Here is a 13,522-nt window from a genome sequence, read left to right as displayed (position 1 = left end):
TCTGGGTTAGACTGAGTTTATTGGCAAATATAATTATTGGTTTTCTAAACTTGGGAATGATTAGCTATTTCTAACCCGCATGAAAATAATCTATAAGAAGAAAGGAAGCGCTATTTAATCAAGGTCATTTTTTTGGTAAAAACACCATTGTTTGTGACTAATCGATATAAATAAATACCACTTGAAAAGTTAGAGGCGTCCCAGGTAAACGTGTGTATTCCTGCCTGAAGTTCAGAATCAACAATGGTTGTTACTTTTCTACCGAGAATATCAAAAATCGAGAGTTCTGCAACGCCTTGTAGCGGTAGTTCAAATTGAATTTTTGTGGAAGGATTAAAGGGATTAGGATAATTTTGTTTCAGGGTAAAATCGGAAGGGAGGTCGCTGGCATCTGCTCCCGGTTCTATCCGTATTACAAAACGAGCATTTTTGGGATCTGCCTTACTCTGAATTTTTGGTTTCAAAGAGCTACTTTGATTTGCCGCTTGTTTCCCCATAGTACCTTTGTGTGTAAATATATACGAGGGTTGATTTTTGAGGCTGACTTCTGTTGATGTTTTTTTATCAATCAATGTGATCGTCCAACCATCCGGTATATTCGAAAATTTCTGAAGCTTCATGTACATACTTTTAGAAATCGAAAACCCATTTTCATAAGCTTCTACCTGAAGTGGGATTTCGATAGGTGTTCCAAAATTACGAGGCAGGTTATTGATAGAATATTTATCTCCGCTGGAAGAAACAGAGGATAATTCAATGTAATCAGTAATGCCGGAGTACGGATTTAAACGGTATCCATCTAAGGGATCTTTACCAATTTTAGCCGACTCAGTAAACATAAAATGAGCTGAAACTTCCCTGTTCTGATCATCAACCAGCGTCAGAGAAAACATTGGGTGGTTAGCTTTGTTGTTAGCTGAATTTAGTTTGCCAACATAGGTACCGCCCGTTGTTTTAGCATCTTCCTCAACAACAAGAGAAGGAGTGATTGCATTAGCTTTAATCCAAAACCCCTGGAAAGGAGCAATTAATCCACTTCCTAAATCTCCTGTAGATCCATTCCAGGTTAAAAATTGGTTGCTGCTATAATCCCATATGTAGATGGTTTGATCGATATTTGTTTTGGTCCAGGAAGAGGCGTTATCCCAATCGATAGTGGCAGCATAGGGATTGCCTGCTAAATTCCAGCCTGAGTCAGCAGAGGTGGTATAGGTGACACCAAAATCAACAGGTCCTTCATTTTCTTGTCCCTGAACATCCAGTGTTAATGGCAGTGGGAAAACGTCATTATAATTTGGGTCAGCATCGATATCCCCGAAGATATAGGTGAACAACCCAAGTCCTTCTGGAATAGAATTTGAAGCATTGGATGGGGCTCTCCACCGTTGATTATCCGTACCGGGATAGGTTTCATCGTAATAAAGCACATTAGGTTGTAATGTGTCTCCAGGATTTGACCCAGTACTATAATAGGCGCCTGTAAAGCCCTGAGTTACGGTTTTGTCAAGCAGATCATCAAAATCAGTATCTAATGGAGAAGAAAGTAATCGCCAGCCATTGGAACCGGTTATGGTTCGCTCAATTTTGAGATCTCCGCTGCCAATGGATTTTGTGTTTGCGATTAAATTTTTTCCGGACCCAATGTTGAACGTCCCACTGGTTAAAAAGAGGGTACCACTAACCTGAATGTTATTGGTTGATAAAGTTACTCCGGAGCTATTCGAGATCGTTAAATTCTGTACCGTTCCGGGTAAACCATTGCCTGTATTTTGTACTCCGCTTCCATTGTACGTGTAACTGCCTGAAGTACCGAATGTACGGGTTGTGGTTTGAATATTTCCGGTTGACCCGGAAGACGAAATACCTGAAAGTGAACCTATTCTGAGGGTTCCTGTTGTAACTTCAAAAGTACCCGCTCCGGTTATCGTCTTTAATCCGGTGGTTAAGACCCCACCTGAACCTACACGAAGTACCGATCCTGATTTCACCTGAACCGCAGTTTGATTTTCAATGCTTGTGGAACTTGAAATAGTGACTACATCACCATCACCAACAATTACGGTTGCATTATTTGTATTTCCGGGATGGTCAGAAGCAGAAGGAGTACCAGAATGACTGGTTTTGGACCAGGTGCCTGCAGTAGCCCAGTTGCCGGAAGTAACGCTATAAAAAGTAATGGGGCCTACCTTGGTAAACCTCTTGATGTGATTGTCAGATAATTCCCCGTTGTCAGTGCTTTCAAGGTTGTTCATGATGATTCGGTATTCCACATCTTCAAGAATGGTGGATATAGACAATGTAACCTGTTTACTATTGCCTCCCGTATTTAGAGTAGCACTGTTTACGGTTACCGAGTTGGAGTTGCTGACCCTTTCTATGGTATAATTGGAAACATTCTCTGCCAAGGATTCGACCATGGCCTTGTTAAAAGTAACAATGACGGTGTTTACATCGGTTGCTACCGCAGAAACGGCAAATGGGGCCGGGCTCTGTACGTTATCTGAACCATCACCATTTACTTCACCCTGAATATCGAGTTGGTCATCGTCCTGTACATTGACAGAACCACCTTCATTAACGGTAAGGTTACCTTCAACCGTAACTACATTCTCAGAACCCCCGTCAGTTTGGAAAGTAGCTCCGGAATCGACGACGACATTATTGAAAGTGATATTGCTACCATTGGTGGTGATGGTTTGAGTGTTGTCTCCACTAAAGGTTACGGTACTGGAATCGGCATTAAAATTACTGCCACCGGTGACTTCAAAATCTCCGGAAAGCTCCAAATTACCACTCCCAAGCGACATCGAACCCCCACTTGTAACGGAGGCGTCGCCAGCAACATTAATAGTTCCAGTATCAACATATAGATTACCGTTGCTCGAAAAGTCAGCATTACCATTGATGTTCACGGTAGCATCCTGCACATAAAAATATCCGGAGCTTTGAACTTGTACATCGTTGTTAATTTCTACGGTACCCGATCCTAAATAAGCATAGGCATTACCTTGCACATCTAGTGTGGAATTAAATACGAGTGTACCGGAATCGTTTTCTAATGTGCCTCCACTTTGAACATTTGCTGGTCCTTCAAAAGTTGCCATTCCATCTTCACCGTCAAATGTACCGTTAATGGTTGTTGTTCCATCAACAGTCAAAGTTGCTGTGCCTAATTCAAATAATGCACTATTCTGAATGTTCAGGTTACCTTCTACATTTACAACACCAGAACCGGCATCAAACCATTTGCCGCTACCCGAACTGCTGACGGTAAGATTTCCATTAAAAGTAGCTGTTCCGCTGCCAACCGAGAAGCCAGGTTGTGTTGTTTTATTTCCACCATTAATCGAAAAATTTGCATTGGTGGTAAAACTACCGCTGGTCATTTCTACATAACGATTATCATTGGAACCCCAGTCGAGTGAGGTTCCGGTATGATTTACCGTTCCCCCGTCAATGTGTAGAGAGCCTCCATTGCCATTGAATTCAATTTCATTGGTGATCGTTAAATTTCCACCTGATATCACCGTAAGAAAGGTAACTCCCGGACCCGGGTAGTAACTCCCGAGCTGAAGGGTATTTACCGTTGCTGAAGTATTAAGGATTGGCTTATTGGAGTAATTCGTGATAACTGCTCTATATCCCGGGCCGGGAACGCCGTTACTCCAGTTCGAAGCATTATTCCAGTCGCTGTTAACAGAGCCATTCCAATTTGTGGTTTGGGCAGATACATCAATTCCACCCATACAAAAAAGAAATATGGTGATGAACAGAATTTTTATGTGAATCTTGGATTTAATCACTGCCTAAAGCCTGAAGGTCTCTCAAAATTTATCGTATAAAAATATGCTTTTGTAAAGTTCTTAATGAGTTAATTCTCGTTAATTAACAGACTCTAATAATGATTTAGCAGATGTAAATTAACTTTTCTTATTTTGAGCCAAATTGAATCAAAGTTTTTTATGAAAGGAATTATTCTTGCAGGCGGAACCGGATCACGGTTATTTCCTCTAACTAAAGTTACGAACAAACATTTGCTTCCGATTGGTGACAAACCCATGATTTATCATCCCATCGAAAAGCTAACAGAAGTGGGTATTCAGGAGATACTGATCGTGACCGGAACAGAGCACATGGGAGCGGTTGTTAATTTGTTGGGTTCAGGGAAGGATTTTGGTTGTAGGTTCACCTATAAGGTACAGGATGAGGCGGGAGGAATTGCACAAGCTTTGGGACTGGCAGAAAATTTTGCAGGAGATGAACCTGTGGTTGTAATACTGGGTGATAATATTTTTCAGAGTTCACTAAAAAAGGCTGTTGACAACTATGACGGAACCGGCGCTCAGATTCTGATCAAGGAAGTACCCGACCCCAAACGATATGGGGTGGCTGAGCTGGATGGAGAGGAAGTACTTTCGATCGAAGAAAAACCGGAGAAGCCTAAATCAAATTATGCCGTGACCGGCGTTTACTTTTATGACTCAAAAGTCTTTGATTGCATTCAAAACTTAAAGCCATCTGGCCGGGGAGAGTTAGAAATAACAGATGTCAATAACTTCTACATTCAAAAAGGAGAAATGAAAAGCTCGGTAATGGAAGGTTGGTGGACCGATGCCGGAACACCTGAATCATACCGGATCGCCAATGAATTGGTAAGGGGATAATTATGCGGATTTTAATTACGGGTGGCAGTGGTCAGCTTGGAAGGGAATGGGTGAGCTTCCTGAACCGTAAAGAAGTGGAGTTTATATCCTTGCCTTCCGCTGATCTGGATGTAACCGACCATGCGGATACCAATCGTGTGCTGAGCAATCTCCGACCGGATCTTATTATTAATTGTGCAGCCTACACAAAAGTAGATCAGGCCGAAGATGAACCCGAAAAAGCTTTCCAGGTAAATGAAAAGGCGGTTGGAAACCTGGCCAAATATTGTGCCCAAAAAAAAATTAAGATATTGCATTTTTCAACCGATTATGTTTTTCCCGGGACAAAAGAGGATATGGAGAAATTTCCGGAAGGGTACACTGAAGATCATCCCACTAAACCGATTAATGTGTATGGGAGTTCTAAACTTGCCGGAGAAAAAGCTATTCAGGACAGTGGATGCAACTATTTGCTTATCCGGGTTTCATGGCTGTGTGGTAAGTATGGCAGCAACTTTGTGAAAACGATGCTCAAACTGGCTGAAGACCGTGATACACTAAAGGTTGTGAATGATCAATTTGGCTGTCCCACTTTTGCAAAAAATGTGGTTGAAAACTGCTGGCAGCTTATTGAAGGCAATGAAGAGGGAGTTTTCCATCTGACCTCAAAAGGAAAGATAACCTGGTACGATTTTGCATCAGAAATTTTTAAACAAGCTGGAGTAGATATTAATCTTGAGCCGGTAGATAGCTCCGCATTCCCTACCAAAGCCAAACGTCCGGCTTTTTCCCTGTTAAGTACTGAAAAAATTGCTAACATCTCAGGCGTTTCCCTTATTGAATGGGAAGAAGGATTAAAATCAATGTTGGCCGAACTTAAAGTATGAAGATTACAGAAACACGCATTCCTGCTGTAAAAATTATAGAACCCCGGGTTTTTGAAGACGACCGGGGATATTTTTTTGAGGCTTATCGGAAATCGGAGCTCAAAAAATCGGGTATTGATGTAGATTTTGTGCAAGATAACGTCTCAAAATCCTATAAAAACACGGTTCGTGGATTGCATTATCAAATAGAAAATCCCCAGGATAAACTGGTACAGTGCCTGAAGGGATCAATACTGGATGTGGCTGTAGATCTTCGGCAGAATTCTCCTTCTTTTGGAAATTATGTGGCCTTTAAGCTCACGGATGTAAGCAAACGAATGCTTTTCATCCCTAAAGGATTTGCCCATGGCTTTTCGGTGCTTTCTGATGAGGCGGTTGTGGCCTACAAGTGCTCAGATTATTACAATGCCGAAGGGGAGCGGGGGGTGCGCTGGGATGATCCTCTGATTCGAATTCACTGGGATGTGGCCCGTCCAATTCTTTCTGAAAAAGACCGGAAACTGCCTTTATTTTCATCACTCAAAGAAGAAGACTTATTCTGATATGCGAATTATTGTAACGGGAGGAGCCGGTTTCATTGGTTCGAACCTGATTTTAAGACTTACCGAAGACCACCCGGATTGGGAAATATACAACCTGGATAAACTTACATATGCCTCCGATCAATCCTATCTGAAATCACTCAAAGATTCGGGCAGATACTACTTTAAGAAAGTGGATTTGGTTAATAGAAACGAGGTGCACGATATAGTGCAGACGTTCAAGCCGCAGGGGGTTTTTCATCTTGCTGCAGAGTCTCATGTTGATAATTCAATACAGGGGCCCGAACCCTTTATACAGTCTAACATTGTAGGCACATTCAATATTCTGGAAGAGTGTCGGTTGCTTTGGAAGGATGATGAAGAGGAATGGGAAAACAATCGTTTTTTGCATGTTTCTACAGATGAAGTGTATGGCGAGCTACAAGACGAGGATGGCTTTTTTACTGAGGAAACTCCCTATGCTCCTAATTCTCCTTATTCAGCTTCCAAAGCCGGCAGCGATATGATTGTGCGAGCCTATTATCATACCTACGGCATGAATGTGGTCACCACCAATTGTTCCAACAATTACGGGCCACACCAACATGATGAGAAACTAATTCCCGTCGTCATTCGAAGTGCCATCAACCATGAGAAAATACCTGTATATGGGAAAGGGGAGAATGTCCGCGACTGGCTTTTTGTGCATAACCATTGCGATGCTTTGGATGTAGCTTTTGGCAAGGGTAAGGCTGGTGAAACGTATACAATTGGCGGCAATAACGAATGGAAAAACATTGACCTGGTACGGAAAATCTGTGATATCCTGAACGAAGAAGTAGGAAAAGGACCAGAGGGTGACTATAAAAACCTGATCACTTTTGTAACCGACCGGCTGGGACATGATTTCCGGTATGCTATCGATGCCTCAAAAATTAAGAATGAATTGGGCTGGGAACCTTCTCAGGATTTCGACGGAATGCTCCGCCAAACAATTTTGTGGTATGTGGAGAAGTATAATTCAAAATGAATAATTAAAAATTTAAAATTGGCACAAATCAATCCAATTTTAAATTTTTAATTTCTAATTCTTAATTCTAAAGCGAATACAATGAGCGATAGAAACTATTGGTTAATGAAATCAGAACCGGATGACTACAGCATTGACGATTTAAAGAAAGACGGCGAAACTGAGTGGACGGGCGTCAGAAATTATGCTGCACGAAATTATATGCGCGATGACATGAAAAAGGGGGATGGCGTATTATTCTATCATTCCAATATTTCCACCCCGGTAATAGTTGGGACGATGGAAGTCTCCAAAGAATCACATCCCGATCCGCTTCAGTTTGATCCGAATTCTAAATACTTCGATGAAAAGAGTACCGAAAGCGAACCTCGCTGGCAATTGGTGGACGTTAAATTTGTCCAAAAGTTTGAGAATGAGGTAACCCGCGATCAGCTTAAGGAAGACCCGATTCTGCAGGATATGGAATTATTTCGCTTAGCCCGTCACTCAATCACACCGGTAAGAGAGAAAGAGTGGAAAAGACTGCACGAACTAGCTAAAGCTGAGATAAAGTAATCTTCAACCATCCTTTTAAAATGCTGGGATCATTTTTTGATCTCAGCATTACTTTCTTCGGGGAATGAATTGGTTTTACGCTCGTCTTCAAGTTCCCTGAATTCTTTGATTGTCAGGCCATATCCAATCAGAAATAGAACGGTTGCAAAAATTCCGCAAAATAATATAACTGTATTACTCATTGGGACTCCTGTAAATATTTTTGATATAGATTCCGAAGCCTAAAAGAGAAGGGACCCAAAGTCCTACAAAAATTCCTGCTTCAGGATTGGTTGTGTACCATAAGTAGATGGATAACAGCATTGAGAGGAACGCTGAACCCAGGATGAAAACATCTGATAGTTTCATATAAGCGGTTTATTTAACATTCAATTAATAAAGGACTTGCAAGTGAATAACATTCCAGCAAAATTATTCAGAGTATCTATGTGGGTGATTGATGGTATAATTCAGAGACACAAAAGGCTTATCACTTGCTGAGAATCTTGTTATATTTATTAACCTCATTAAGAGACCGCTTTTCAGAAATCATTATATGAACCGGATAAAAAAACTATTCATCACTTTTGGTGCAACGCTGCTGTTCGCCTACATTGGCGTTTGCGGATATTTTTACCTGATCCAAAATTCCATCATTTTCAGGCCTTCCCAACTGAATGAAAATGAACCCTACCGGTATGAATTTTCATTTGAAGAACGCTGGTTTGAGCCAGAAGATGGCGTTCGAATTCATGCCATTCATGCTTTCACTGACTCCGCAAAAGGACTGGCGATCTATTTTCATGGAAACCGGGGTTCAAATCGGACCAATCCCGCAAAAATCGAACTTTTCCTGAATAATGGCTACGATGTGCTTTACCCTGATTACAGGGAGTATGGAAAAAGTACGGGCCAGCTTTGGAATGAAGAGGATTTAGTGGGGGACATGAAGTTCGTTTTTAATGAGATGAAGAAGGAATATGAGGAGGGAAATATTGTTCTGATGGGGTATTCACTTGGAACAGGAGTGGCCGCACAAGTGGCGGCAGCTAATGATCCCGGAATGTTGATCATGTGGACACCCTACTACAGTATGGTGGATATGAAAGATGCACAGTTTGCTTTCCTGCCAGATTTCCTGGTTCGATTTCCCCTGCGAACAGACCTGGCCCTGCAGAAAATTGAGGAACCCGTCTACATTTTTTACGCGGGGGAAGATCAGGTCCTACCCATAGAAAGGTCGTTAAGGCTCACAGAATTTCTGAAAGAAGGTGACGAATATTTTGTGTTGGAAAATCAGGGACACGGCTGGATTTATGGGAATCAGGAGCTGATCAGGGAAATGAATGAAATCTTATCTGTAAATTAATGTTGGGATTGGTGACAAGGGTTGTCACTCAACCTTATTATATTTGCGTGAGATCTTACTTCGGACTTGAACCGGAAATCTTGAACACTCAAAAGATTAAATAGGTACATGGATTATATCTTAGCCATAGCAGGAATTATCATCGGGGGAATGGCAGGGTTTGCTATTGCGCATTTCAGATCAAAGTCAGAGAGTTCGCGGTTGGAGGAACGCAATCAAAACCTGAAAGAGCAGTTGGAAGAGACCGAATCCGAACTGAATCAGCTTCAGCAGCAAAAAGAAGAAGAACTTTCAAAAGAACGAATTCGGGCTAATGAACTTGATAAACAGCTGGCCGAACGGAATGCCGATTACAGGAATTTGCAGGAACGACTCAACGAACAGAAGAAAGAGCTTTCCGAAATGCAGGAACAGCTTACTACACAGTTCGAAAACCTGGCGAATAAAATCCTGGAAGAGAAATCCGAGAAATTCACCAAGCAAAACAAGGAACAGATCGATCAGCTGCTGAACCCGCTGGGAGAGAAATTGGAGGCTTTCAAGAAGAAGGTAGAGGAAACTCACAAAGACGAGGTGGAGGCCCGTGGTTCTCTCAAGCAGGAGCTTAAGCACCTGATGGAGCTGAATCAAAAAATGAGCGACGATGCTAAAAATCTAACCAAAGCTTTAAAGGGAGATTCAAAATCTCAGGGGAATTGGGGCGAAGTAATTCTGGAACGTATTTTGGAAAAATCAGGCCTCACCAAAGGGCGGGAGTATCAGACGCAGTATTCGGTTACGACCGATGAGGGTAAGCGCCTGCAGCCAGATGTGGTTGTGCATCTTCCTGATGAGAAATTCCTGATTATAGATTCTAAAGTATCTTTGACTGCCTATGAAAAATATAGTTCGGCAGATGATCAGGACGAACAAGAACGGTTTATAAAGGAACACGTCAATTCAATCCGAACACACGTGAAAGGATTGAGTGCCAAGGATTACCAACAAATTCATGGGGAGAAAAGCCCTGATTTCGTTCTGTTGTTCATTCCCATTGAACCAGCTTTTGGTGCCGCTTTGCAGTTTGATTCCAACTTGTATTATGAAGCCTTCGACCAAAATATCGTGATTGTAAGTCCTTCTACCTTATTGGCGACTCTGGCTACTATCGACAGCGTGTGGAAGCAGGAATATCAGAATAAGAATGCTATGGAAATTGCTAAGAGAGGCGGAGCACTGTATGATAAATTTGTGCTGTTCGTGGAAAGCATGAATGATATTGGTCAGCGGATTCGTCAAACTCAGGATAGCTATGATGAGGCCATGGGCCGACTTTCAACCGGCGCAGGCAATTTAGTCCGCCAGGCCGAGATGATCCGTAAACTGGGAGCCAAATCATCCAAGCAGCTTCCTGATAACATGACGGTGGAAGACGACGAATTACTTGATGAGTGATATCATTAACTTTTCACTATTGTCATCCTGAGTGCGTAGTAAAAAATATGGATTGGGGTATAAATCACGAAGGATCTCAAAGGTTAAACTATCCCTTACTACAGAATTTGAGATCCTTCGCGGTCTTTAATGTCATTCAATAAGGCTTTTCAGGCGCTCAGGATGACAAGTTCAGGGTGGTTATTAGTTGGCTAGTCGTTTGGACTGTCAGGTCACCAGTATTTTTGGGCTCAGCATCATAAAAAGGAAACAAAATCCTGCCATTGCTGTATCTGTTGTTAAAATTGATACCTTTGGTTTATGGAAGAACAATCATCAAATTCATTTAAAAACTGGCAACGGCACAGCAAGATAATCGGCGGTGTTTTGCTGGGCTGGTCGTTCTGGTTTTGTATGCTGATTTTTATACTGCGTTGGGTAAATCCTCCTTTCACGGCCTTTACTTTACAGGAAAACTGGGAAGACTTTGGCAAAGAGCGATATAACCTTCGACAAAGCTGGGTTCCCGATGAGCAACTACCGGATCACCTGAAATTAGCCGTTATCGCTTCCGAAGATCAGCGATTCAGGGAGCACTGGGGATTGGATCTTGCTGCTATTGACAAAGCTTTGGAAGAAAAAGAACAGAGTGGAAGAGTCCGTGGTGCCAGTACCATTACCCAGCAGGTGGCGAAAAACCTGTTTTTATCTCCGGCTCAAACCTATTTCAGGAAAGGAATAGAAGCCGGTATTGCGGTTCTGATTGAATTCTTCTGGACAAAAGACCGTATTCTGGAAGTGTATCTGAATACAGCGGAGTTTGGGCCGGGCATGTATGGAGTCAACAAGGCTTCTGAATTTTACTATAACAAGCCCGCCTCAGATCTCACTCCAAAGCAATCGGCCCGCATGGCAACCGTGCTTCCAAGTCCCAAGCGTATAGAACCGGAGCCAGCTTCAGAGTATGTTGCACAGCGAAGCCAATGGATACTGAGAAATATGCAGCAGCTCAGCGGCATCAGGTATTTGCCAAAACCAGAACCAAAGCCTGATACGGTTGATACTCTTCAAAGAGAAGACGTTCTGTTAGACTCGGTAGATTTAGCCGCCATTCAGGATTCCATCGGGCTTTATCTTGATTCTATTCTGATGGAGATTAAGCTGGATTCGGTAAATAATTGAAAAACAGTATTAATAAAAAAGTTCTTTTGCCGATAAAATGACCCTACTTGAGCAGTAACATTATCCGGATTATATCATTATGTCGAAGTTTTCTTCTGAAGCAAAAAGGCTGGAAGTTCTCCATTCATACGAAATTTTAGATACAGAGGAGAGTCAGGAATATGACAACCTGGTAAAACTGGCTGCCCAAATTTGCGAGGTTCCCATTGCTAAGATCAACTTTATTGATGAAAAGAGGGCCTGGTCTAAGGCTAACTATGGTAATGACATCAAGGAATCGCCAAGAGAGTTAAATTTCTGTCATACCACCATCACCAAAGATGAATATATGGTGGTGGAAGACGCTTCCGAAGACGATCGTTTCCGCCATTTTGAATTCGTTACAGGCGATCCCAAACTGAGATTCTATGCCGGTGTGAACATCAAAAGAAATCAGCAAAACCTTGGGTCAATTTGTGTATTGGGGCAAGAACCCAAGAAGCTTTCGGATGCCCAGCTTGATGCATTGCGTACCATTGCAAGCGAAATTGAAGCACGGCTCGAACTCAGTAAAAAGAATAAAGAGCTCGAAACCAAAGCGGCTTTTCTGGAAGCTTCCGTAGATTTGATGCTGGTTCTGAATCCCGATACGCTGGAAATTGAGACGTTGAGCAGGAATGGAGGTGATCTTCTGTGCAGATCAGATGAAGAAGCTTGCCCGAAATCTTTAAATGAATTATGCCCTGATCAGGCTTTGATCAATGATTTAAAAAAATGGACTCAGTCTGGAGATCATGCTTTTGAATCTGAGGCCAAATTGGAACTACATAATAAAGAGGTTTTTCTTGAACTGAATGGAGTGTTTAAAGATGAAAAGCTACTGATAACAGCAAAAGATATTACTCAGCGAAAGCAAGCCGAGAAAGAATTGAATAAAGAAAAATTGTTTAGCGAAACGATTATTAAGTCGTTGCCGCTGAATTTCTTCATGTTTGATGAAAACGGAAATCTGATTAAGTGGAGTCGGAACCACGACGACCATGGATATACTGAAGAAGAATATGCAGAGCTTTCTCCGCTGGATTTCTTTGAAGGAGAAGATAAAAGTCTCATTCAGCAATATATTGATCAGTCATTTTCCAGCTCTGAGCCTCTCGGAAGCATTGAGGCAGACCTGATACAGAAAAATGGAAGCAAAAAACCATTTTTATTTAATGCAGTTTCGTTTGAGAAAGACGGCAAGAAATACCTGATCGGAACTAGTCAAAGTATTGAAGCCCAGCGTAGCTATCAGGAGAAGCTGGAGGCACTGCTTGCTGAGAAAGAAGTGCTGTTAGCTGAAGTACATCACCGGGTTAAGAATAACCTTGCTGTTATTTCCGGCTTTCTGCAAATGCAGGAATTTGTCAGTGAAAATGACCAGGTAAAAGCAGCGCTTCTAACTAACCTCATGCGGGTTAAGTCGATGGCTCTGATTCACGAAGATCTGTATAAGGCTAAAGATTTTAACGGAATCCGCTTCGATCACTACCTGATTCAATTGCTTCAGTTTATTGAAATGAAAAGAAGTCCTGAAGACAAACTTATTGAACTGAAATCGTCTGTAGGCAGAATTGAAATGAATGTGAATCAGGCCGTTCCTCTGGCATTAATTGTGAATGAATTAGTTTCTAATGCCTACGAGTTTGCCTTTGAAGGAAAAGAAAAGGGAGTCATAACGGTTGAAATAAAAGCCAACCAGGATGAAGTTATCTTGTCTGTAAAAGACGATGGAATAGGTCTCCCGGAAGGATTTGAATTGGAAAATAGTCCTACGTTGGGCACCACATTAGTGCTTTCGTATTCTGAACAAATTAAGTCTGAGATCGATATTAAAACGGGAGAAAATGGGACTGAGTATCAGCTTAAATTCAACCATTTAAGGAACCATAAAGGCTCAACAGCAAACGTATTGGTTTAAAATC

11 protein-coding genes are annotated in these 13,522 nt (G+C 41.9%); 9 read left to right on the top strand and 2 right to left on the bottom strand.

What is annotated here, in order from left to right; translation table 11 throughout:
• Positions 1-110 precede the first annotated feature (110 nt).
• The gene (locus RIB15_RS14305; RefSeq protein WP_350202850.1) at positions 111-3,803 is read right to left on the bottom strand and encodes a DUF8693 domain-containing protein; all 3,693 of its coding nucleotides are present in this window, start codon (positions 3,801-3,803) and stop codon (positions 111-113) included.
• Positions 3,804-3,962: 159 nt separating this feature from the next.
• Between RIB15_RS14305 and RIB15_RS14300 the strand changes: the two genes are divergently transcribed.
• The 5 genes from RIB15_RS14300 to RIB15_RS14280 all read left to right on the top strand — a co-directional run bounded on the left by RIB15_RS14300 (position 3,963) and on the right by RIB15_RS14280 (position 7,636).
• Positions 3,963-4,664, top strand: coding sequence for a sugar phosphate nucleotidyltransferase (locus tag RIB15_RS14300; protein WP_350202849.1), 702 nt, complete (start codon positions 3,963-3,965; stop codon positions 4,662-4,664).
• A 2-nt stretch (positions 4,665-4,666) separates the two neighbouring features.
• Positions 4,667-5,530, top strand: a complete 864-nt coding sequence (gene rfbD / locus RIB15_RS14295; RefSeq protein WP_350202848.1) for a dTDP-4-dehydrorhamnose reductase — start codon at positions 4,667-4,669, stop codon at positions 5,528-5,530.
• Complete coding sequence (gene rfbC, locus RIB15_RS14290) at positions 5,527-6,072, top strand: dTDP-4-dehydrorhamnose 3,5-epimerase (RefSeq protein ID WP_350202847.1); 546 nt, start codon at positions 5,527-5,529, stop codon at positions 6,070-6,072. Before rfbD ends, rfbC begins: the two co-directional genes overlap by 4 nt.
• Position 6,073: 1 nt before the next feature.
• Positions 6,074-7,081 (top strand): dTDP-glucose 4,6-dehydratase, encoded by a 1,008-nt coding sequence (gene rfbB / locus RIB15_RS14285; protein ID WP_350202846.1) that lies wholly within the window; start codon positions 6,074-6,076, stop codon positions 7,079-7,081.
• A gap of 81 nt (positions 7,082-7,162) precedes the next feature.
• Complete coding sequence (locus RIB15_RS14280) at positions 7,163-7,636, top strand: EVE domain-containing protein (protein WP_350202845.1); 474 nt, start codon at positions 7,163-7,165, stop codon at positions 7,634-7,636.
• Between the two features lie 29 nt (positions 7,637-7,665).
• Here RIB15_RS14280 and RIB15_RS14275 read toward each other — a convergent pair whose 3' ends face one another.
• Complete coding sequence (locus tag RIB15_RS14275) at positions 7,666-7,818, bottom strand: hypothetical protein (RefSeq protein ID WP_350202844.1); 153 nt, start codon at positions 7,816-7,818, stop codon at positions 7,666-7,668.
• Between the two features lie 353 nt (positions 7,819-8,171).
• Between RIB15_RS14275 and RIB15_RS14270 the strand changes: the two genes are divergently transcribed.
• The 4 genes from RIB15_RS14270 to RIB15_RS14255 all read left to right on the top strand — a co-directional run bounded on the left by RIB15_RS14270 (position 8,172) and on the right by RIB15_RS14255 (position 13,518).
• On the top strand, positions 8,172-8,984 hold the full coding sequence (locus tag RIB15_RS14270) for an alpha/beta hydrolase (protein ID WP_350202843.1): 813 nt from the start codon (positions 8,172-8,174) through the stop codon (positions 8,982-8,984).
• Positions 8,985-9,092: 108 nt separating this feature from the next.
• Entirely contained in the window at positions 9,093-10,418 is a 1,326-nt protein-coding gene (locus tag RIB15_RS14265) for a DNA recombination protein RmuC (RefSeq protein ID WP_350202842.1), read from the top strand.
• 300 nt (positions 10,419-10,718) lie between these two features.
• On the top strand, positions 10,719-11,579 hold the full coding sequence (mtgA, locus tag RIB15_RS14260; RefSeq protein ID WP_350202841.1) for a monofunctional biosynthetic peptidoglycan transglycosylase: 861 nt from the start codon (positions 10,719-10,721) through the stop codon (positions 11,577-11,579).
• A 79-nt stretch (positions 11,580-11,658) separates the two neighbouring features.
• Positions 11,659-13,518, top strand: coding sequence for a histidine kinase dimerization/phosphoacceptor domain -containing protein (locus tag RIB15_RS14255; protein ID WP_350202840.1), 1,860 nt, complete (start codon positions 11,659-11,661; stop codon positions 13,516-13,518).
• The last annotated feature ends 4 nt before the right edge of the window (positions 13,519-13,522 follow it).

Origin of the sequence: Gracilimonas sp. (assembly GCF_040218225.1) — a bacterium.
Lineage (GTDB): Bacteria > Bacteroidota > Rhodothermia > Balneolales > Balneolaceae > Gracilimonas.
Note: the sequence above shows the minus strand (reverse complement) of the source record. Positions and strands in the feature narration are given on the sequence as shown.